This window comes from Lentilactobacillus hilgardii (assembly GCF_009832765.1).
GTDB classification, from domain to species: Bacteria; Bacillota; Bacilli; order Lactobacillales; family Lactobacillaceae; genus Lentilactobacillus; species Lentilactobacillus hilgardii.
On record NZ_CP047121.1, the window covers coordinates 1,738,497 to 1,761,095 of the forward strand.

The window sequence follows — 22,599 nt, forward strand, 5'->3', positions numbered from 1 at the left end:
CATCAACAATTTTTAAAGAATGTAACGTGAAAGATCCTTGTTACCAGCAAGCTTGCCAACCTTATCATCCACATACTTTTCCGTAATTGTAATATCACCCATCTGCATATCGGGGCCCTCATATAAAATATCCTCAAGCAGTTTTTCAAGGATCGTGTGTAGTCGACGAGCACCAATATTATCAGTATTGTGATTAACTTCAGTCGCAATCTCGGCAATGCGATTGATAGCTTCAATTGTGAAGGTAACTTTAATATTATCCGTTCCGATCAGCGCAATATATTGTTTGGTGAGCGAGTTAGTTGGTTCTGTCAAAATCTTGACAAAATCATCTTTGCTTAAATCATCCAATTCTACCCGAATTGGAAAGCGACCTTGTAATTCGGGAATCAAATCTGACGGTTTGCTTTCCGCAAAAGCACCCGAACCAATGAAAAGCATATGATCCGTGTTGACCGGACCGTACTTTGTATTGACTTGTGATCCCTCAACAATTGGTAAAATGTCTCTTTGAACCCCTTCACGAGATACCTCGCCTGAATTTTGAGCCTTACCGGGGGCAATTTTATCAATTTCGTCAATAAAGATGATACCCGTATTTTCGGCACGAATAATCGCATTATGGTATAAGTCAGCCTTATTGACAAGGTCTTCTGAAGCTTGACGAATCAAAATTTCACGCGCTTCACTCACTGGAACAGTCCTTTTAATCTTTTTCTTTGGCATTAAACCAGAGAGCGTATCATTTAAATCTATCCCCATCTGATTCATCATTGAATTTTGTCCGGAAGCTTGTTGTGAAGGATCATCCATCTCAATTTCAACTTCTTCATTTTCTAAAAGGCCGGCACGCAATTTATCAGAAACAGACATCCGCTTTTCTCGGATATCATCAGTAACTTCTTCTTGATCATCATTTTCAGAAGGCATCTGACCATTTTGCATTTGCGTAAACATGTTCATTAAATTCTGCATGTCGTTTTGACGGTTCTTTTTCTTTTGAGTTGGTACCAAGAGTTTAACCAATTGATTATTAGCCTGCTTTTCTGCATCGGTACGCACATCTTTATATTCATCATTTCGCTCAAGTAAAACGGCATTTTCAACTAGGTCACGGACCATTGATTCAACATCACCGCCGACATAGCCAACCTCGGTAAACTTTGTAGCTTCAACTTTAACAAAGGGTGCCTTGACTATTTTTGCAAGTCGCCGGGCAATTTCAGTTTTACCAACACCGGTCGGTCCGATCATCAAAAGGTTTTTCGGTGAAATCTCATCCTGCATGGATTTTGAAAGCTGCATTCGACGGTATCGATTACGCAAAGCAACCGCAACTGCCTTTTTAGCTTCATTCTGGCCAACAATGTACTGATCTAAAACTTCAACGATTTCCTTTGGGGTTTGTGTGGACTCTGTCAATTGAATCTCTCCTCTATATTTCTTCAGAAATGACATTTTGATTTGTAAAAATGTCAATATTTCCAGCAATGTGAATGGCAGCTTCGGCAATTTCTCTGGCACTCATGCTTTGCGCGTGGTGCTTCATAGCAGTTGCAGCCGCCAGTGCAAAGTTGCCACCAGATCCAATAGCAAGAATGTCATCATCGGGTTCAATGACTTCACCTTGTCCGGATACCAATAGTAAATCTTTATCATTCATTACAATGAGCAAAGCCTCAAGTTTTTGCAATTGCTGATCGCCCCGCCAATCTTGGGCAAGTTCAACTGCGGAACGCTTTAAGTCGCCATCATACTGACTTAACTTCTTCTCAAATCGTTCTTCAAGATTAAACGCATCTGCTACACTTCCGGCAAATCCGACCACAACCTTACCTCCGTATATCCGACGAACTTTATGGGCAGTTCCTTTCATAATGACCTTTTCTCCCATCGTGACCTGACCATCGCCGGCCATTGCTAGATGGCCACTATGACGAACTGCTACAATTGTTGTTGCTTCAAATTTTATTGGCATAATAAGCTCCTTCATTTTTTTGGTTTTAAAGATTGATTGTTTCTTGGAAAATATTTCTGGTAATCATTCATCAAGTGAGACTTGGTCACATGCGTATATATTTGCGTCGTTGACAAACTGCTGTGACCAAGGAGTTCCTGCACCGAACGCATGTCGGCACCGTTATTTAACATTTCCGTTGCAAATGTATGTCGTAACATATGCGGATGAATATTAGTGGTCAAACTACTCTGCTTGATAATTCCATCTAAAATATACTCAATTCCTCTGGAAGTCAACGGTTTTCCGAAATGATTAATAAAGAGATAATCGTGCTTTTGATGATATTTGGTCATCAATGGTTCCCGTGATTCTTTAAGGTAATTTTCAACTGCCTGTTTAGCTGGTTTCCCAAACGGCAAATATCGTTGTTTGCGACCTTTCCCAGTCACTAAAATCAGTTGGTTTTCCAAGTCAATATCCTTCAACTGAATCGTGACACCCTCGCTGACTCGGATTCCCGTTGAATAAAACACTTCTAAAATAGCGGAATTGCGAAAAGCAAGTTTACGTTCCCCTTTTTTTGCCGCAGAAAAGAGCGCTTGCATTTCGGTAGGATAAAAAAATCGCGGTAAACGGCGATTTTGATTTTTTAAATGAACGTACTCGAAAGGATTATTTTTGATAACCTCGTTTTTAATTAAAAAACTGTAAAAGGAACGTAACGCAGACACCTTCTGGGCAATACTATTGCGCGCATACTTCTTATCATAAAGCCCTGTTAAGTAGGACTCAACATCAAGAGAATCAATCTTTATCAAAGACGTATGATCCTTGGAAGTTTCATTTAAGAATTTAAGAAATTCAGTCAAATCATTTTGATAAGCCTGAACTGTGTCCTCAGAATAGTGCCGTTCACTTCGGAGATATTTTAAAAACCAATCCATATTTTTTCGATCATCCATTTTAACACCGACTTTCCAGCAAAAAACAATTCTCTTTGACAAGGTATCGACCCTTTTTATCATATCAAATTACCAATTAAATTTCTTAGTAAACAGTCAAATATGGTTAATATTTAAAAAATCTCAAACATTTGTTCGGCAACATGCTCTTTCAACACAAAAAACCGCATCCACTTGGGATACGGTTTGCTTTTTGTGATTAGCCACGTGGGCGAACAGATGCCTTAATACGAGCAGCTTTACCTTGCAATGCACGCAAGTAGTAAAGTTTAGCACGACGTACACGACCGTGTCTGATAACTTCTAGTTTATCAACTCGTGGTGAATGAAGTGGGAAGATACGTTCAACACCAACACCGTTACTTACTTTACGAACGGTGTATGTAGCTTGAATGCCTGAACCCTTGCGTTTAATAACAACGCCTTCAAATAACTGGATACGTTCTCTGTTACCTTCAACAACCTTAACGTGGACACGAACAGTATCTCCTGCACGGAAATCTGGCATATCATTACGTAGTTGCTTTTCGTTGATCATATCGATCAATTTATTTTGTCGCATAAACAAATCTTCCTTTCACTAACATTCATTATCTTGTTTGACAGCGGAATGTTGTTTTGCGGCTCACGCCAAAGGAAAGTTTAACACAAAGTTCAGTCCTCTGTAAAGGGCTTTTTCTTGTCAGCCTGCTTTTCCTCTTCTTCAATACGAACATCCGCAAATAATTTCTTTTGAATACTGGATAATTTTCGATGATCAATTAAATCCGGTCTTCGCAGATAGGTCCGTCGAAGCGCTTCTTTCTGATTCCATAAAGCAATTTTCTTATGATCACCATTCATTAATACTTCAGGTACTTTCATTCCGCGAAAATCTGCTGGACGAGTATATTGTGGCTCTTCCAACAATCCCGTAGAAAATGATTCTTCAACCTTTGACTGATTATTACCCAAAACGCCCGGAATAAGTCGCGTAATTGCGTCAATCATCACCATCGCAGGCAACTCGCCACCAGTTAAAACAAAATCTCCAAGAGAATATTCATCTGTAATAATTGATCGAATTCTTTCATCATAGCCCTCATAATGACCGCAAACAAATGTTAGATGTTCATCTGAAGAAAGCTTTTCGGCATCTTGTTGTGTAAATGTTTTTCCAGCTGGATCCATTAAAATCACTTTTCCGGCTGGATAACCAGCTTTTTGTGACACGACTTTTGTATGATCATACGCATCAATAATTGGTTGTGCCTGCAAAAGCATCCCTGCTCCGCCACCAAATGGATAATCGTCAACATGTCTATGCTTATCTTCCGTAAACTCACGAAAATTTGTGACTTCTAAATCAATTGTTTGATTCTCGATAGCCCTTCCAATAATCGAATCGTGCATAGGCACCGCAAACATTTCCGGAAACAAACTTAACACATCAATTCGCATCGTCCAAGCCCTCCGGAATCTCTACATTAATTTTGTGATTTTTAAGATCGACCTCTTTAACAACGGAATCAATTTTAGGCAGTAATAAATCTTTTTTTGCTTTCCGTTGAACGACCCAGACATCATTGGCTCCGGGAGATAAGATTTCTTTTATCTGGCCAATCAAATTATCTCCTTCATAAACATCCAGTCCAATAATTTGGTGATAATAATATTCACCCGGTTTTAAATCATCATCTGAGAGACTGGTTGCGCCAATCAAAAGTGTCGATGGTTTTAAAAATTCAACATCATTAATTGTCGGGTAACCTTTAAAATGTAAAAGCACAAAGCCTTTATGTTTTCGGACGCCATCTATTTCTAACGAAATTAAGGCCTTGGACTTTTCGGTTTGGGCAAAAATCGTGTTCCCTTTTTTAAATCTTTTTTCTGGAAAATCGGTAATTGCGATCACTCTTACTTCACCCTTGAGTCCCTGTGTGTTAACAATTTTTCCAACGTTATAGTAGTCCATTTAATCCTCCATCCAAATAATAAAAAAGCTCTCAAACAAAACATTCGTTTCGCTTAAGAACCACTTTACTGTTTTTCATCGTCAACGATTAAACGAGCTTTTTTAGGCCCATTAACTGGGACACTATAAACAACCGTTCGAATAGTCTGAATCACGTGACCATGTTTGCCAATGATTCGTCCAACATCCTCTTCGTTTAACTGAAGATGATATTCCATAAAACGATCAGACTCATTATGCGAAATTTGAATTTCGTCAGGATAATCGACTAACGGTGAAACAATCTTTTTAATTAATCTATCAACACTAACCATGATGACAAATCACTCACTTACTTTTTTGAGTATTTAGCGTCGTGATATTTCTTCATGATACCTGCATCTGATAATAAGTTACGAACAGTATCAGATGGTTGAGCACCATTGTTTAACCAGTTCATGATTGATTCCTCTTCAAGAGTAACCTTAGCTGGTTGAGTTAATGGGCTGTAAGTACCAACATTTTCGATGAAACGACCGTCACGAGGGCTACGTGAATCTGCAACTACGATACGGTAGTAAGGACGTTTCTTTGAACCCATGCGTTTTAAGCGAATCTTTACTGACATGCATTTTACCTCCTATAATCATTTAACGATTAATAATATACCAGTATTTTCAGTGCTTGTAAAGGTTTTTTTCTTTACACCGTTAAAACTCTTTAAAATATTGGTTTTTAATGCTTTTTACGTTTCTTTTTTAATCGCTTCTTTTTGTTCTTTTTCATTTTCCGACCAAACTGTTTCATTGCCAACTTGGATAGCTTACCGCCCATCCCGGTCTGCCCCATCATATTTTCCATTCCAGACATGTTTCCCTTGGAAACTTTATTCATCATCGTCTTCATTTGACCAAATTGCTTAATCATCCGATTGACCTCTTGAATCGGCCGACCAGATCCCCGAGAAATCCGCCGTCTACGTGACGGATTCATAACATCTGGGTCTGTTCGTTCCTGTTCAGTCATTGAATAGATAATTGCTTTTAAATGATCCATGTCTTTTGGATTCATATTAACGTTTTGAAGGGCTGGATTATTAGCCATCCCCGGAATCATCTTCATAATTTCATCCAAGGGGCCCATCTTTTGAATCTGATCCAACTGATCAAGAAAATCATTGAAATCAAATGTATTTTCTTTAATCTTTTCAGATAATTCTTCGGCCTGTTTTTGGTCATATTCTTTCTGGGTTTTCTCAATCAGGGAAAGCATATCACCCATTCCCAAAATACGAGAAGCCATCCGATCAGGGTGAAAGACATCCAAGTCTTCCATTTTCTCCCCCTGACCGACAAATTTAATCGGTTTACCTGTAACCGCACGGATTGAAAGCGCAGCACCACCACGGGTGTCACCATCTAATTTTGTTAATACAACACCAGTAACATCAAGTGTCTTATCGAATCCCTCTGCCGTCGCAACAGCATTTTGCCCAGTCATTGCATCAATAACCAGCAAGATTTCATCAGGATTAACAGCCTTTTTTATGTTACTAAGTTCGTCCATCAACTTTTCATCAATTTGAAGACGACCTGCAGTATCAATAATCACATAGTCATTATGATCTTCCTTGGCCTTTTCAAGACCTCGCTTGGCAATCTCAACCGGATCAACATCCGTTCCAAGCTGAAAGACCGGCACATCCACCTGTTGACCAACCGTTTGTAATTGTTCAATAGCTGCTGGTCGGTAAACATCATCTGCAATTAATAACGGTCGGGCATTTTGCTCGTTCTTTAATTTAAGCGCCAGTTTACCAACTGTCGTCGTTTTACCGGCACCTTGAAGCCCCGACATCATGATCACCGTTGGAATTTTTTCGGATTTATTTAAAGGAACGGCTTCCTGGCCCATTGTCTTGGTTAACTCTTCGTCAACAATTTTAACAATTTGTTGAGATGGATTTAATCCTTCAAGAACCTTGGCACCTTTTGCACGTTCTTCAACGGTTTTAACAAACGTTCGAACAACTTGGAAATTAACATCGGCCTCAAGCAATGCCAAACGAATTTCCCGCATGGTTGCACGAAGATCGGCTTCGCTAACTTTGCCCTTGCCACGGAGCTTTTTCATAGCGTTTTGTAAACGTTCAGTTAGTCCTTCAAAAGCCATTATTTCACCACTTTCATTCTTCTTCGGTAGTCTCTAAGCTACTGATCATTTTATTTAACTCGGCATCATGAGGATAGTGTTTTGCAGCATATGCTTGAATCTGATCCAATTTATCATTACGTTCAATAAAACTATGATATAAATTTAATTTATCTTCATACTGCTGCAATATTTTCTCCGATCGCCGAATATTATCGTACACTGCCTGACGGCTAATCTCATACTCTTCAGCAATTTCACCCAACGAAAAATCATCAGCATAATACAATTGAATATAATTTGCCTGTTTTCTAGTTAATAAAGGCTCGTAAAATTCAAATAACGAATTGATGTAATTAGTTTTTTCAAGTTCATTAGCCATACTTGAACTCCTCTGATTAAGTGATCTGCAAAAGCTAATGGTCCTTAGCTATAAATTAATATGCCATTGAGTTAGCTTACACACTTACTTAGATTACCGACTTTTTTAAATGCCGTCAACTCTGGATTTAACAACCCTATTCCGAAATTAATCCTTTGAACAGCCCATAAACAAAATCATTTGGATCAAAGGGCTTCAGGTCAGTCACTTTTTCACCAAGTCCAACGTACTTAACCGGTAAGTGAAGTTCGGAACGAATTGCCAAAACAATGCCACCTCGAGCAGTGCCATCCAGCTTGGTTAATACAATTCCCGTCACATCCGTTGCTTCTTTAAACATTTTTGCCTGTGTCATTGCGTTTTGGCCAGTAGTTGCATCAAGCACCAATAGTACCTCATGTGGTGCCTCGGGAATTTCTCGTGTCAAAATTTTCTTCATTTTGCTTAACTCATTCATCAGGTTGACTTTATTTTGCAGCCGACCAGCTGTATCGACCATTAAAATATCATAGTGTTCATCACGAGCCTTTTTTACAGCGTCAAAAACAACTGACGATGGATCACTTTTGGGCTTACTTTTTACAATATCAACGCCATCTCGTTGAGCCCAAACATTTAATTGTTCAATCGCACCCGCTCTAAACGTATCTGCTGCTGCAAGCACAACTTTCTTCCCCTGATCTTTATACATCTTAGCCATTTTGCCAATCGTTGTCGTTTTACCAACACCATTGACACCGACCATTAAAATAACAGTTGGTCCGCTCTTAGCCAAATTGATGGCGGGATTTTCACCATTTCCAGCCTGATCATACATATCAATCAGCTTTTTCACAATAACATTTTGAACATCTTTAGGCTTCTTTGCATTCTGAAGCTTAACCTCTTCGCGCAAGTCGTCCGCAATCTTCATAGATGTTTCAAAACCGACATCAGACTCAATTAACATATCTTCAAGATCATCAAAGAAAGATTCATCCACGTGTCTAAAATTAGCCAATAACGCATTGAGCTTTTGACCAAATGATGAGCGGGACTTAGCTAATCCCTTCTCATATGATTGAGTTGCCCCACTTTCTGATGCGGCCTCAGAATCCATACCTGCTGTCTCGGGAGCTTCTGGTACTTTAGAATGGCCATCTACATCAGAATCCGGTTCTTCGTCGATTGTCTGTGCTTTGTCAGTAACGCCTGTATCCCGAGGCTCTTCTGGTTTCTTATCCTCATCATGCACATTGCTTTTCGAGGGCTCAGTAGTTGGCTTTGCCTCGGGTTCAACAGCTTCTGACACGTCTGGAGTCGATGCTTGAGCAACTGGCGTTGTCTTCTCGGTGTTCTGTGAGTCTTTTGAAAATGAAGCACTTGAATCCTTGGTTTCGTCAGCCATTGAGTCCTCATTCTTACTTTTAGCAGCACTTTCCGGCTCATTCTGGTGAGATGATTCCTGTTTAACTTCCTGTTCAACAGATTTGGATTCTTCGGTAGCTTGTTGCTGATCCTGAACAGATCTGGTTTCCTGTTCCTTTTTTTCTTTTTCTTCGTCCTTATTCTTCTTCGAACGACGTCTAAAGATATCAAATAAGCCCATTTAACTCACCTCTGTTTTTAAATTATCCAAATTAACACTTACAACTTTTGAAACGCCTGATTCTTGCATGGTAATGCCATAAAGCGTATCAGCATAAATCATTGTTTCCTTTCGGTGGGTAATAACAATGAATTGGGTCTCATCGCCAAATTTTTTCAAATACCTAGCAAATCTATCCGCATTAAAGGGATCCAGAGCAGCCTCTGCCTCGTCTAAAATGCAGAAGGGCACAGGTGACACCTTAATAATTGCAAAAAGCAGCGTGATTGCCGTTAATGCCTTTTCCCCACCCGAAAGTAGGCTCAAGCTCCGATAATTCTTACCAGGTGGTTTAACCATTATTTCAATGCCTGTTGTCAGCATATTATCAGGATCCGTTAGGACTAATTTTGCTTCACCGCCACCGAACATCTCAACAAAAACCTTTGAAAAAGACTTTGCTACTTTGTCAAAGGTTGTTTGGAATTTTTTGGAAATTGTTGTGTCCATTTCACCCATAGTAGACGTCAGATGATTTTTGGCATCTGTTAAATCCTGCTGTTGTTTCAATAAAAAGTCATAACGATCGGAAACATCTTGAAATTCCTGAATAGCTGAAATATTGACGGGGCCAATCTCATTAATACCCGTTCTCAATAATTTTATTTGTCGAGAAATCGTTTCCAGATCCCAATGCCATTCGGTGTGACTTAAATCTGATTTGAGGATCCCGAAATCATGAGATAGCTGATTAAGTGAGCCATCCAATGATTTTTGAAGATTTTGAAAATCCTCCCGATTATTTTTCAATTCATATGTGGCATTATTCAAATTCATTTGTTGATTTCGAATGTCATTTTGTAATTGATCGTATTGTTTATCTGACCGATCAACCAACTCCTTTTGTGTTTTCAAAGAAGTTGTTAATGCCCCTTGTTTGTCAGAGCTTTCTTTAATTAATTTTGTAATCTCTTCGGGGTCGATTTGCTCAGCAAGATCAGCTTGAAGATTTTTTAATTGTGTCTCCAAATCCTGACGTTGATTTTTCAATTGATCAAACTGACTTGAGAGTCTTTTTTGATCGTCTTGATAATGCTGCAACTGTTCTTTCGAAATGACAATTTGGTCATGTAATGATTGCTTTTGTTTTTCAAAACTTTCAGCGTTTTTCTTTACATCACTAAGTAGTGACTGGTTCTTTTCTATGGCAGATGCCACTTGTGTAATTTCTTGGTCCAATTGTGATTTTTTTAAAGCCAGGTTTTGATCTGAAGAATCTTGGTTCTGCTGTTTAACGTTATGCAAAGATAGCTTTAACGCATCAAGTTCCCGTTTTTGACTGGTTTTGGAAGCTCTTAAAGAATCTAGCGCTGATTTTTGTGCATCAACCATCTGACCTGATTGAAACACCAATTGTCTGCCGCGATCAAAGGAAGCCTGAATTTTCTGCAGCTCTTGTTTAGCAATTTGCAGTTGATGTTCTTTGTCAGTCAACTTGACTGACATCTCTTTGGTTGAAACTTCAAGCTTCTCAAGCTCACTTTTTTGAACAAGAACGCCTTGCCCCTCTGATCTATTTGCGCCTCCGGTTAGTGACCCACCAGCATTAACAATCTGACCATCCAAAGAAACAATACGCGTTCTATGATTGATTTGTTGAGACAGCTGAACGGCATCATCCAACGTTTCAGCAATCAGGGTTGTCCCCAAAAGGAAGTCAAGAATCGCTTGGAATTCTTCCGGCACGGAAACTAGATTGGAAGCAATCCCAACATATCCGGAAACTTGTTTTGCTGACGAAACTATGCCGGCATTTAAAAATCTGGATTTGATTGTTGAAACCGGCAATAATGTGACACGGCCATATCGATTCTTGGTCATAAATTTAATTGCCGCCGATGCACTTGTATTATCACGAACAATGATATGTTGTGCCTGACTGCCAAGTGCAGTTTCAATCGCTTTTACGAACCGATCATTTACCTTGACATAATCTGAAACCGGCCCATAGATACCCTCAAGAGCCGATCGATGTCTAAGCAGGTTAGCTGTTCCCCGATAAAAAGCCCTGTAGGAGTCATGCAAATTCTTCAATGAATTAACTTTAGCTTTAGCCTGTTCAGCAATTTTTAAAGCGGACAACCAGTTTGACTGCGTGTCATTGACAAGATCAGTCTTTTGTTTCAACAATCGTTTTAAGTCGGTTAATTTTTGCTGCTCATTTTGCAACTTTTTCACCGATCCCTGATAGGCTTCATCCTTATCTCGGATTTGACTTTCAAGATTTTCTAAGTCGCTGTTAGCACGTCCAATCCGCTGTTGCTGAGCGCCGGTTTGTTCATTAAATCGCTGTGCATCTTTTTGATTCATTAAGATTTGATTTTTTAAATCACTCTGTTGCTGTAAAAGGTCAAAGTATCGACTATGTCCCTTCTTAATTTTTTCTTCAATAACGGGAACACTGTTTTCGTCAGCAGCCTGTTGAACTTTTCGCAAGTTACTTCTATTAACCGTTAACGCGACCTGTGTCTGATTGACCAATTTAGACGATCGGGCCAATTTCTTTTCTAATTCTGAAAGTTGCTGATCAATGGTCCCAAGTTGATTTGAAACTCGCTTCATATCTGCATTCTTAAAACTACTTTCCTGAGAAGACAATTGTTGTTTACTTTTCAAAGACTCAATACGTGTTGCAATTGATACCAACGTCGTATTGAGTTTATCAACCCGTTGGCGTCCAGAATTCAATGTTTTTTTCAGCTTATCACGCTGTTGCTCTTTTTGGTGAACCTGAGCCGTGAGCCGTTTCACAACTTGCTGTGATCCACTCACTTTTTGAGCCAATACTTGTTCTTGAAGGATCTGACCTTTAGCGTTCATTATTAATTGTTCTTTTTCCAACTCGTCAAGGCGTTTTTTTTGATCTAAATAATCAGTTGCTTGACTGCTTTGCTCTTCCAAAGGTTTTAAACGGACCTTCAGTTCATGAATAATATCATTAACCCGATCCAGATTATCACTTGTCTGGACAATCTCAGCCTGCGCCGTCGATTTCTGGCGCTTATACTTATAGACACCCGCAACGTTTTCAATAATTGAACGACGGTCGACCGGTTTACTATTAAAAATTTCTTCAACATTCCCTTGAGAAATAATTGATAAACTGCCTTGGCCAATTCCAGTGTCCATAAAGAGACTGGCAATGTCTTTCAAGCGACATTGCTTTTCATTAATAAAATAAGAACTGTCCCCATTACGAAATAATTTTCGTGAAACCTTGATTTCTGAATATGGTGAGTCAAGATAATGGTCAGAATTATCCAATAGTAAGGTAACGGCCGCCATATTAAGCGACCGTCGATCAGCCGAACCGGAAAAAATAACATCAGGCATCCGGGACCCCCGCAAATTTTTGGCAGACTGCTCCCCCAGTACCCAACGAATAGCTTCGGCTATATTACTCTTTCCACTTCCATTAGGGCCAACGATTCCAGTCATTCCATTCGGAAAAGATATTTTTGTTTTTTCGGCGAATGATTTAAAGCCAATAATTTCAATGGATTTAAGTTGCACGATGTTTCTCCAATCTAAACTAAATTATCTTCCCGTTTACTAAAATGTTTTAAAGCTTCTTGGGCAGCTCGTTGTTCCGCATCCTTCTTAGAATGGCCAATACCGACCCCTAATAATTTATCGTCAATTGCGACATTAACTTTAAAGAGTCGATCATTATCAGGGCCGTACTCATCAACCAATTCATAATCAATATCAACTGGGCCATCGGCTTGAGCCAACTCCTGCAGTTCAGTCTTATGATCAAAGAATTTAGCAAACATCCCTTCATCCAACTTGGGAAAGATCACTTGTTGAACAAAGCCCTCGACAACCGTTTTGCCTTGATCCAGATAGAGTGCGCCCACAAATGATTCGAAAATATCACATAAGAGCGAATCGCGGTCACGGGCGCCGGCCTTCTCTTCACCTTTCCCCAACCGGATATACTTATTAAAGTGGCATTCCCTGGCAAACGTACTGAAACTCTGCTCATTAACCATTGCAGCTCGCAATCTCGTTAACCGACCCTGAGGAAGTTTAGGATAGCGTTTGAAAATATATTCTGACACAATCAACTGTAGAACGGCATCGCCTAAAAACTCCAGTCGCTCATAAAACTTTAGATGCTGATCACGATGTTCATTGACATATGATGCCTGTGTAAAAGCCTCATCAAGTAAATCCTGATCATCAATATGAATATTAAAGTCCTGCTTTAACATCTCATTTAATCCTGGTATCAAATAATTGCCTCCAAATTAATGTGCAAATTCGTTACATCAACAATTTCGACCATCAAAAGTTAATCTTTTTGATGACTCATAACATAATCAACAGCTTCGTCAATTGTATTTAGCTTTTCTGCATCGTCGTCAGAAATCTCTGCGTTAAATGTATCTTCAAGATCAAGAACGAATTCAACAAAATCAATTGAGTCAGCATCTAAATCCTTACGAAAGTTCAAACTGCCGGTAATTTTTTCACGATCAATATCGAATTGATCCGCGACTAAGTCTGCAATTTTATTAAATACTTCATTTTTATCCATCATATTACACCTATTCCAATTTATTAATTCAAAAACTATTATATCAAACTATTTACTGTTTTTAATAGTCTCTTTAATCTCCTGAAGCTGATCGGTATGACTGTTTAAATAATTGTTTAGATCAGAAATCATTTTTGAATCAATCATTTGCTTAATTTGACCAATTGTATTCTTAACAGTCGGTGCTTTGCTACTACCATGTGTTTTTACAACCGGCGCTTTGACACCCATTAAAACAGCACCGCCATATTGAGAATAATCCATTGATTTGGCAATTTGGCCAAAGGTCCCTTTTAGCATGGCCGCACCCAGTTTTGATGTCATGCCCCCAGACATGATACTCCCTTTAATCAAATGAAGCATTGATAAAGCCGTACCTTCGATACTTTTAAGAACAGCATTGCCCGTAAAACCATCCGTAACAACAATGTCAGCTGCGCCATTTAGTAATTCACGAGATTCAACATTCCCAATAAAGTGAATATCAGAGTCATCGGCTAAAAGATCATGCACTTTTCGATGATCCATATCTCCTTTGTCAGCCTCAGTACCATTATTTAACAAGCCAACACGCGGATTGTTAACCTTCATAACGTTTGAAGCATAATACTTACCCATTAAAGCATACTGATACATATTCAAGACCTTTGTATCCGCATTGGCACCAACGTCAAGCATCACAAAGTTTTTTTGATCATCCTTCGTAATAACCGGGAGCGTCGTTGCGAGCCCAGGACGATCAATGCCCTTAATTCGACCAATAATAAACAGGCCGGATGCTAAAATTGCCCCGGTATTACCGGCCGAGAAAAACGCATCCGCCTGCCCCTCTTTAACAGCAGTTGCTGCTAAAACCATGCTGGATTGTTTTTTGGTCCTAACAGCCTTAACCGGTTCATCACCCATTTCGATGACCTCGTCAGCCTGTTTGATCTCGATTCTGGTATCATCCTTTAAGTATTTTTGGATTTGATCAGTTAACCCAAATAAAAGAAACTCAATATCGGGATAGGCATCTCTGGCAAGCTCGATGCCCTCAACAATCTCTTTGGGCGCATAATCTCCACCCATTGCATCAACGGCAATTTTCATTTTTGAATCTCCTTAGTCATAATTAATAGTTTGATTAAATTGCAAATACTTTGCTAATTGTACATTCTCTGGCTTGTTTTTCCAATGCTTTTCAGCCGTAATATTTTGCGCTTCCTGATTAGCAACTGTCAAAATATTTAAATCGCCAACAGGGTCGGCAACTTTAAAATCGGGCATTCCCGACTGTTTTGCTCCGGTAATATCCCCTTGCCCTCTTAGTTCCAGATCCTTTTGGGATAGAAAAAAACCATTAGTGCTACTGGCAACAGCTTTCATTCTTTCCTTGCCAAGCTCATTTTTAGGATCAGCAATTAAGACACAATAGGATTGGGTTGAACCACGGCCAACTCTTCCACGAAGTTGATGCAGTTGAGCAAGGCCAAAATGATCAGCATCAAAAATTAACATCGTGTTTGCATTTGCAACATCAACCCCAACCTCGATTACCGTTGTTGCAACCAATACTTGAAATTGATTATTTTTAAAGCTGACCATTGTGTCATCTTTTTCCTGATTGGACATTTGGCCATGCAACAGCCCAACCTTAAATTGTGGTTCAAATATTGTTTTAAAGCGCTCAAAAATGGCCACCGCGTTTTTCATATCAACAGCTTCCGATTCTTCAATAAGCGGTGTCACAACATATACTTGATTGCCATTGTCTAGTTGCTTTTTAACAAACCGAATCGCACTATTGGTCTTTGCCGATGTTATCCATGTTGTTTTAATCGGCTTTCTACCGGAGGGAAGCTGATTAATAATTGAAACGTCCATATCACCATACATCGTAATCGCAAGCGTCCTGGGAATTGGTGTTGCAGTCATTGCCAACATATTGGTACTGGTTCCCTTTTGACGAAGTGCCTGTCTTTGATTAACACCAAATCGATGTTGTTCATCAATCACTGCCAACCCCAAATTGTCATATTGCACGTCATTTTGAAATAAGGCGTGAGTCCCAACTATCAGATCCACCTCACCGCTTTGAATGCTTGGCAGCATTGCTCGTCGAGCCGCCGCTGAAGTATCTCCGGTTAATAATGCAATATTGACATCTAAACCATCAAACATTTTTGCAAAATTATTTGCATGCTGTTCTGCTAGGATTTCGGTAGGTGCCATAATTGCAGCCTGCTTATGGGCACTGATTGTTGCTAAAATAGCCATCGCAGCAACAACCGTTTTGCCGCTTCCCACATCCCCTTGAAGCAGTCGATTCATCTGAATTGGACGGTTTAAGTCGGCCAAAATTTCACGGACAACTTTTTGTTGTGCCGGTGTTAAATCAAATGGTAAACTTTTTTGAAACTTTTCTAACAAACTCTGTTGATAATGAATTTGTGCGTGTGGATCCGTTTTTCGATGAGATTCTTTTAAAATTTGCACTTTCAATGCAAATAAGAAAAATTCCATAAATTTTGCGGTTCTGAAAGCACGCTGTGCAGCTTGGGGTGATTCTGGAAAATGGATATTTCGAATTGTATCCGGAAAAGATTCTAATCGGTATTTTGCTCTTAATTGATCCGGAATCACGTTTGTTAATTGAGTGTGATACATATCATATGCCATCTTAATTAACGATTTAATTGTGGCTTGTTTAACCTCTTTATTTGCCGGATAAATTGAATCGAATGAATTGGAACTCTGATCAGTTAAAATTTTCATACCTTGAATTTGATTTCTGGATCGATTATAAGTCCCGAATACAATGATCTCATCATTTGGGTTGACTTCCTTTTTCAACCATGGCTGATTAAAAAAAGAAACCGTGTAGATATTGTCATTGATTTTCAGACGAAAGACCAAACGACTTTTTTTGCGCCCAAAATAGGTAAGGGTTGGCGGCGCAATGACCATTCCCTTTACCGTTACTTTTTGACCATCAATGGCATTTGAGAGATCTTTAATTGATAAATCATCGTATCGGCGAGGGAAGTACGTCAGCAAGTCATTAATCGTATTAATTCCCAGCTTATTGAGTGCAACCAAACGCTTAGTGCCTACTCCCTTTAGTACGGCCACCGAATCGTTTAAACTAGTCAAATTGACCGTTCCTTTCGTTTTAAAAATATCTTGGTCATTATCCAAAATCTACGAGTTTAAAAGGCCAAAAGTCCTTAGAAGACAAGTCCCTTAATGACGGCAGAAAGAGGTTGGGAACCAAAGTATCATAACTTTTGTCCCAGCCTCTCTTCACTGCTTATACTATTCTACAGAAATTAAAAACGGATAAACCGGCTGATCGCCTTCATGAACTTCAACTTCGAGTTCGTCATCCAACTGAATGATCCCGGCTTGGACTTTATCAGCAAGTCTTTCATTGGCGTTATCTCCCCAAATGATTGTAATTGCTTCACTATCATCGTCCAACATCTTGCCGACCATTGAAACGGCTGTTTTAATCAAATCATCATCGACTGTTACAATTTTTCCATCTGCAATACCAATATACTGATCTTTTTTAATTTCAAGACCATCAATATTAGAATCACGGATTGCCGTTGTGACTTGTCCGGATTTAACCGTTGGTAAATTATCTTCCATTGCCTTTTGATTCTCATCCAGCGCATTTTCCGGGTTAAAGCCCAGCATTGCCGTAATTCCCTGGGAAATTGTTTTAGAATGAACAATAACCGTTGGTATATCAACAACCTCAGCGGCCTGTTCAGCAGCTAAGAAAATATTTTTATTGTTAGGCAACACAATAACCTGTTTTGCATGCGTCTCTTGAATGGCATTCACAATATCAGCAGTGCTGGGATTCATTGTTTGTCCACCATTAACAATGTAATTGACACCCAGGCTCTTAAATAAGTCATTAAGTCCCTTACCGGAAGAAATTGAGATAATAGCAGTATCGGAAACCGGTTGGTCTGCTTTGGCGTCAATACTTTCTGCCTTTTGAATCGGTGAAGGTATATCCTTTTCATCATCATTTTCGATAATTGTTTCTTGCTGCAAACGCATGTTATCAACTTTAACAGTTGCTAAATCGCCAAACTCCTGACCCCAGGCAAGGACCTTACCTGGATGCTCGGTGTGAACGTGAACCTTAACGATTTCCTCATCATTCACAACCAATAATGAGTCGCCTAATTTGGCAAGATAATCATAAAAGGTTTGATAATCAAATTTGCGATCAACTTCTTTACCTTTTCCAATTCGAACCATTATTTGCGTACAATAACCATAAACAATATCATCAGGATCCAGCTTGCTTTGAACACTTTGGTGATGGGCTGCATCAATCATTTCTGTCATTTCCGCATCCGTTGGCTGATATTCACCCTTTTCAGCGTCTATACGGCCGTTTAGCACGTCGTCAAAAGCTTCCAAGACAAACATGAGCCCCTGACCGCCAGAATCAACGACACCCACCTGTTTAAGGACAGGCAAAAGATCCGGTGTCTTTTTTAACGCGATTTTTGAATTTTCGTAAACAGCATCCATTACAGCTACAATATCATTTGTGGTTGCAGCTGTTTTTTTACCGGCTTGTGCTGCCATTCTAATAACCGTTAAGATTGTTCCTTCTGTCGGCTTCATAACTGACTTGTAAGCCGTTTCGGTACCAGATACAAAGGCGTCAGCCAGATCCTGAGCGCTTAATGTTTCCTTATTTTCAGTTGATTTTGAAAATCCTCTAAAGATTTGAGAAAGAATCACACCGGAATTCCCTCTGGCACCCATTAGCAACCCTTTCGCCAAAGATGAGCAAAGACTGCCAACACTTGTACTAACGTCCTTATTAACATACTTATAACCGCTTGCCAGCGACAAGCTCATATTTGTCCCAGTATCCCCATCGGGAACCGGGAAAACGTTTAAAGAATTTATAAAATCAGTATTTTTATTTAATTTATTAGATGCAGCTTGAACCATCGCCGTAAATTCGGTGTTGGTAATTTCCGTTACTTTCAACTACTTTTCCTCCTTGGTCAATTGTCGTAATTTTAGTCTTCGTTTGCTACTTGAACACCCTGAACAATTACATTGACCGAATTAGCGGTTACACCAAGCATGCTTTGTAAATCATATTTAACCTTTGCCTGAACGGCTTTGGCCACCTCAGAAATCTTATTGCCATAGGCGACAATAATATAAACATTGATGACGATTTCGTTGTTATGCTGTTTAACCTCGACACCTTTGAAATAGTTTTCCCTATTCAAAATATCATTCATATTATCACGAATTTGATTACGGCTTGCCATGCCAACGACACCATAATTGTCAGTAGCAGCACCGCCAACAACGTTAGCAATGACATCATTGTCAATATCCACTGTACCAAACTTTGTTTTTATTTTGACGGCCATGTGTAACAGCCTCCTTAAATTAGTCTATCAACATATTAACGATAATTAATATTACCACAATCCCGAGTAAAACCAAAGTAAGCACCATTAAGATTAAAAGCCGTGTCAAGTATAATTACTTGAAAGAAAAGTGTTGCAATATCAAGGCAACTATGATAAATTATTCAAGTGTAATGATTCAGAAATTCAGCACTAGAATTCTTATAGAAGGGAGATTTGTTACCCCATGGCTAAAGATTTTATCAGTGGCAAACGTACTCACTTTGGTAACAAACGTTCACACGCCTTGAACTCAAGCCGTCGCAGCTGGAAGCCAAACTTGCAAAAAGTTCGGATCCTTGTTGATGGCAAACCAAAAAAAGTTTGGATCTCTGCCCGTACACTTAAATCGGGTAAAGTGACTCGCGTTTAGTTAAAAAAAGATCGATTTTATCGGTCTTTTTTTGTGGAAAAATAAGGAATCCGGAAAACCGAATAAACTGGTTTTCCGGATTTTTTGAGCCTCTGTTGCACTTTACAATGACTTTATTCATAACAACTCTGCGACACACCAATTTATAATACCGACTTAAACTTGAAATGCTAATCAAGCGTTTGCGTCTTGATTCGATCCATCGGAATATGACGCTGTTCATATTTTTCATTTGTTTTTCCCAAGACCAGACCTGCAACTGGTATTTGGCCCTCAGGCAACTTCATTTCTTTCATAAGCGTTTTGTTTTGATTCAAGGCCGTAATGACGCCCCAAATATGACATGCGCCAATCCCGAGTGCCACAGCCTCAATATTCATATTCTCAATGATAGTCGCCGCATTTGAATAGGCTGCATTATCTGCTGGTGTTCCTTGAAGTTTCGTTGATGCTATAATAAATAGTGGTGCACCATAAAGCATTGACTGACTGACATTAAAAATTTGCTGTGCGTTTTGATCCAAGCGTTGAAGCCAATCTTGACTAGTAATCACCGTCAGCGATAAACTGTCATATTTTCCCATTGAAACCGGAGATGCGTACGCTGTTATCAAGATTTGATTTAGATCATTATCTGAAATCATTTCTCCGGTGTAAGTTCGAACGGATTTTCGATTAATAATGGCATCAATTGTCTTCAAAATAAAACTTCCTTCCCTGCTTCTTATATATAAATAAAAAACACAGTACTGACTGTAAGTTAGAAACCGTTTCCAACGTCCTCATTGTAACATGTATTGAATCGGTGGAATTATCACCATTAAAACAAGCTTGTGCTTAAAAGAGGTTGGGCAAAATAATTGTCCAACCTCTTTTAGTATAATCACGCTTATGACCAAGTAAGAATGTGAGAAAAGCATCCTTAATTAAACCGATTAATATCCTTACTTTGAATCACACACATAACCCCACTGGCAAATTTAAATCGAGCCTTGTTACCGACAAACTCATTGCTGGCAAGAGAAACGGGGCGTTTAACCTGATAATCATTTAGTTTATATTTCTCATCAAACAGTGTTAAATGATCCATTGGTGTCAAAGCAACGAACGCCAAATATTTTTTATCGGGTTCTTTTTTGATGTCATATTCACCGGGTAAGAAAAAGGTAATCGTATTTTGCTTATCAATCATTCTGATCTTAGGCGCATATTTTTTAAATCGCGGTTCCAAGACCATCCATAAATTAGCGAGGAAATGATCCAAACGACCGCCTGTGGCACCGTAAATATCTAATCGATCCGCATGATGTTCTTCAATAGCCACTTTCAATCCCAATTGGGTGTCGGTGTCATCTTTTTCAGGAATTGACTGGCGGATATCTTTGATATGTGTCTTTACTAACTTTAATTCCTCGGTCTTTAATGAATCAAAATCACCAATAGCCACAATTGGATCGATTCCCATATCAATTAAATGTAGATTTCCACGATCAATACCGATCCAATCGCCATTTATTTTACCCGCTTTCAATTCAGCAGGCCACAAGTCAACTGGCCCACCGACCAAAAGGTTTAAAACTTTCATTATCTAGTAGCGTCCTTTAATGCTTTGATCTTTGAAACTGGATCGTCAGCGTCAAAAATATATGAACCGGCAACGGCAACTGTAGCGCCAGCTTTATATGCGCCAACAACAGTGGTTTCGTTAACGCCACCATCAATTTCAATATCAAAGTTCAATCCTTGTTCTTTTTTAATCTTATCTAATTCTGCAATCTTTTTAACTGTTTCAGGCAAGAACTTTTGACCACCAAATCCTGGATTAACAGTCATAACAAGAACTTGATCAACCATGTAAAGAACGGGTGTAATTGCTGATACGGGTGTTCCTGGATTAATGACCACTTCAGCCTTAACATTGCGATTTTTAATCATTTGAAGCGCACGATGAATATGTGGTGTTGCTTCAGTATGAACACCAATAATATCAGCACCGGCATCTGCAAAGTCATCAATATAACGTTCTGGGTTTTGGACCATCATGTGAACATCCAACGTTAAGTTAGTAATTGGTTTAATTGCCTTAACCCAGCCCGGCCCATATGATAGTGCAGGCACAAAGGCACCGTCCATGATATCAATATGAAGTAGCTCAGCGCCACCTTTATCAACCTTTTCAATATCTCTTTGCAAATTTACATAGTCGGCACTCAAAATTGAAGGTGCAATCTTAATCATAATCAACTTCCTCACTTTTTATAATTTGGTTTACGGTTCTTAATATCAGTATACAACTGTAAATAATTTTCGTAACGGCTTTTCATAATTTGACCGGATTCAACTTGTCGTTTGACCTCGCAATCCGGCTCATTAACGTGCATACATCCACGAAAACGACATTTTGAAGATGCTCGCTTAAACTCAGGAAAATAGCCCGCAAGTTCTCGAAAATCTATATCAAGTGTATCATACGATGAGAACCCTGGGGTATCAGCAATCAACCCATCGTTGACATTTAATAATGCCACTCGACGTGTCGTATGTTTCCCACGATTCAATGCAGCCGAGATTTCACCGGTCTTTAAATCCAGATTAGGGGCCAGATGGTTTAACAAAGTGGACTTCCCTGCACCGGTTTGGCCCATGATGACATTTTCTTTTTTTGAAAATAATTTACGGAGCCGATTCAAAGCCTCATCTGAAAACGCCGAGTCCGGTAAAATAACTTCATATGGAATTTTTGCATAATCAGCAGCGATTGTTGCTAATTCCTGTCGTTTGCTTTCGCTCAATAAATCGGTTTTGGTAAAGTAAATGATCGGCTGAATCTGGCTGATCTCTAATGCAATCAACTGCCGATCCAATAAATTACTCGAAAACTCCGGTTGCGTTGCCGCCGTTGTGACAATTGCCTGATCAATATTTGCAATTGGCGGTCGAACCAAAGAATTTTTCCTTGGCAATATTTCTAAAATATACCCCTTATCGCCATCCTCGATTTGAAACTCAACATCGTCGCCCACTAAGGGCGTAATCTTTCGTTTCCGAAAGTTCCCCCGGGCACGTGTCCGATAAACTTTGTCATCAGCGGTATGAACATCGTAAAAGCCGGCCAATGACTGATAAATTTTCCCCTTGGTCAATCAATCACCTCTGTCTTAGAATAAAAAAGTTACTTCGTCCCTATTATACAGACAAGTAACTTTCTTTTGCAGTTT

At 39.3% G+C, this 22,599-nt stretch carries 23 protein-coding genes; 1 reads left to right on the plus strand and 22 read right to left on the minus strand.

What is annotated here, in order from left to right:
* Positions 1-12 precede the first annotated feature (12 nt).
* The 18 genes from hslU to GQR93_RS08185 form a co-directional block, all read right to left on the minus strand.
* A complete protein-coding gene (gene hslU / locus GQR93_RS08100) occupies positions 13-1,458 on the minus strand; it encodes an ATP-dependent protease ATPase subunit HslU (protein WP_003554179.1) in 1,446 nt (481 codons plus the stop codon).
* Positions 1,436-1,978: an ATP-dependent protease subunit HslV gene (hslV, locus tag GQR93_RS08105; RefSeq protein WP_035444769.1), complete on the minus strand. Its 543-nt coding sequence runs from the start codon at positions 1,976-1,978 to the stop codon at positions 1,436-1,438. The genes hslU and hslV overlap by 23 nt, the downstream gene beginning before the upstream one ends.
* A gap of 11 nt (positions 1,979-1,989) precedes the next feature.
* Complete coding sequence (gene xerC / locus GQR93_RS08110) at positions 1,990-2,985, minus strand: tyrosine recombinase XerC (protein WP_003554183.1); 996 nt, start codon at positions 2,983-2,985, stop codon at positions 1,990-1,992.
* A 136-nt stretch (positions 2,986-3,121) separates the two neighbouring features.
* Positions 3,122-3,484, minus strand: a complete 363-nt coding sequence (gene rplS, locus GQR93_RS08115; protein WP_003554184.1) for a 50S ribosomal protein L19 — start codon at positions 3,482-3,484, stop codon at positions 3,122-3,124.
* Between the two features lie 92 nt (positions 3,485-3,576).
* Positions 3,577-4,362, minus strand: coding sequence for a tRNA (guanosine(37)-N1)-methyltransferase TrmD (gene trmD / locus GQR93_RS08120; RefSeq protein WP_003554186.1), 786 nt, complete (start codon positions 4,360-4,362; stop codon positions 3,577-3,579).
* The gene (gene rimM / locus GQR93_RS08125) at positions 4,352-4,876 is read right to left on the minus strand and encodes a ribosome maturation factor RimM (RefSeq protein ID WP_003554189.1); all 525 of its coding nucleotides are present in this window, start codon (positions 4,874-4,876) and stop codon (positions 4,352-4,354) included. The genes trmD and rimM overlap by 11 nt, the downstream gene beginning before the upstream one ends.
* A 65-nt stretch (positions 4,877-4,941) precedes the next feature.
* Positions 4,942-5,190: a KH domain-containing protein gene (locus GQR93_RS08130; RefSeq protein WP_003554190.1), complete on the minus strand. Its 249-nt coding sequence runs from the start codon at positions 5,188-5,190 to the stop codon at positions 4,942-4,944.
* A gap of 17 nt (positions 5,191-5,207) precedes the next feature.
* Entirely contained in the window at positions 5,208-5,483 is a 276-nt protein-coding gene (gene rpsP, locus GQR93_RS08135; protein WP_003554193.1) for a 30S ribosomal protein S16, read from the minus strand.
* A gap of 107 nt (positions 5,484-5,590) precedes the next feature.
* Positions 5,591-7,027: a signal recognition particle protein gene (gene ffh, locus GQR93_RS08140; protein ID WP_003554195.1), complete on the minus strand. Its 1,437-nt coding sequence runs from the start codon at positions 7,025-7,027 to the stop codon at positions 5,591-5,593.
* 13 nt (positions 7,028-7,040) lie between these two features.
* Entirely contained in the window at positions 7,041-7,388 is a 348-nt protein-coding gene (locus GQR93_RS08145) for a putative DNA-binding protein (RefSeq protein ID WP_003554197.1), read from the minus strand.
* Between the two features lie 136 nt (positions 7,389-7,524).
* Positions 7,525-8,976 carry a signal recognition particle-docking protein FtsY gene (ftsY, locus tag GQR93_RS08150; protein WP_003554200.1) on the minus strand — a complete coding sequence of 484 codons (1,452 nt, stop codon included), beginning with the start codon at positions 8,974-8,976 and terminating at the stop codon, positions 7,525-7,527.
* Positions 8,977-12,528 (minus strand): chromosome segregation protein SMC, encoded by a 3,552-nt coding sequence (smc, locus tag GQR93_RS08155; protein WP_003554201.1) that lies wholly within the window; start codon positions 12,526-12,528, stop codon positions 8,977-8,979.
* 14 nt (positions 12,529-12,542) lie between these two features.
* Positions 12,543-13,253, minus strand: a complete 711-nt coding sequence (gene rnc / locus GQR93_RS08160) for a ribonuclease III (RefSeq protein ID WP_003554203.1) — start codon at positions 13,251-13,253, stop codon at positions 12,543-12,545.
* Between the two features lie 59 nt (positions 13,254-13,312).
* Positions 13,313-13,558: an acyl carrier protein gene (gene acpP, locus GQR93_RS08165; protein WP_187117475.1), complete on the minus strand. Its 246-nt coding sequence runs from the start codon at positions 13,556-13,558 to the stop codon at positions 13,313-13,315.
* Between the two features lie 48 nt (positions 13,559-13,606).
* On the minus strand, positions 13,607-14,650 hold the full coding sequence (gene plsX / locus GQR93_RS08170; protein ID WP_003554206.1) for a phosphate acyltransferase PlsX: 1,044 nt from the start codon (positions 14,648-14,650) through the stop codon (positions 13,607-13,609).
* A gap of 12 nt (positions 14,651-14,662) precedes the next feature.
* On the minus strand, positions 14,663-16,693 hold the full coding sequence (gene recG / locus GQR93_RS08175; RefSeq protein ID WP_035444842.1) for an ATP-dependent DNA helicase RecG: 2,031 nt from the start codon (positions 16,691-16,693) through the stop codon (positions 14,663-14,665).
* Positions 16,694-16,855: 162 nt separating this feature from the next.
* A complete protein-coding gene (locus GQR93_RS08180; protein ID WP_159298741.1) occupies positions 16,856-18,571 on the minus strand; it encodes a DAK2 domain-containing protein in 1,716 nt (571 codons plus the stop codon).
* 32 nt (positions 18,572-18,603) lie between these two features.
* On the minus strand, positions 18,604-18,969 hold the full coding sequence (locus GQR93_RS08185) for an Asp23/Gls24 family envelope stress response protein (protein ID WP_003554212.1): 366 nt from the start codon (positions 18,967-18,969) through the stop codon (positions 18,604-18,606).
* Positions 18,970-19,195: 226 nt separating this feature from the next.
* On the opposite strand from GQR93_RS08185, the gene rpmB reads away from it, so the two are divergent.
* Positions 19,196-19,381 carry a 50S ribosomal protein L28 gene (gene rpmB, locus GQR93_RS08190; RefSeq protein WP_003554214.1) on the plus strand — a complete coding sequence of 62 codons (186 nt, stop codon included), beginning with the start codon at positions 19,196-19,198 and terminating at the stop codon, positions 19,379-19,381.
* Positions 19,382-19,551: 170 nt separating this feature from the next.
* Here rpmB and GQR93_RS08195 read toward each other — a convergent pair whose 3' ends face one another.
* The 4 genes from GQR93_RS08195 to rsgA form a co-directional block, all read right to left on the minus strand.
* Positions 19,552-20,082 (minus strand): nitroreductase family protein, encoded by a 531-nt coding sequence (locus GQR93_RS08195; protein WP_003554219.1) that lies wholly within the window; start codon positions 20,080-20,082, stop codon positions 19,552-19,554.
* A gap of 221 nt (positions 20,083-20,303) precedes the next feature.
* Positions 20,304-20,966, minus strand: a complete 663-nt coding sequence (locus GQR93_RS08200) for a thiamine diphosphokinase (protein ID WP_003554221.1) — start codon at positions 20,964-20,966, stop codon at positions 20,304-20,306.
* Positions 20,966-21,619 (minus strand): ribulose-phosphate 3-epimerase, encoded by a 654-nt coding sequence (gene rpe / locus GQR93_RS08205; RefSeq protein ID WP_003554223.1) that lies wholly within the window; start codon positions 21,617-21,619, stop codon positions 20,966-20,968. Before rpe ends, GQR93_RS08200 begins: the two co-directional genes overlap by 1 nt.
* Before the next feature lie 11 nt (positions 21,620-21,630).
* On the minus strand, positions 21,631-22,524 hold the full coding sequence (rsgA, locus tag GQR93_RS08210) for a ribosome small subunit-dependent GTPase A (RefSeq protein WP_003554226.1): 894 nt from the start codon (positions 22,522-22,524) through the stop codon (positions 21,631-21,633).
* Between the last annotated feature and the right edge of the window lie 75 nt (positions 22,525-22,599).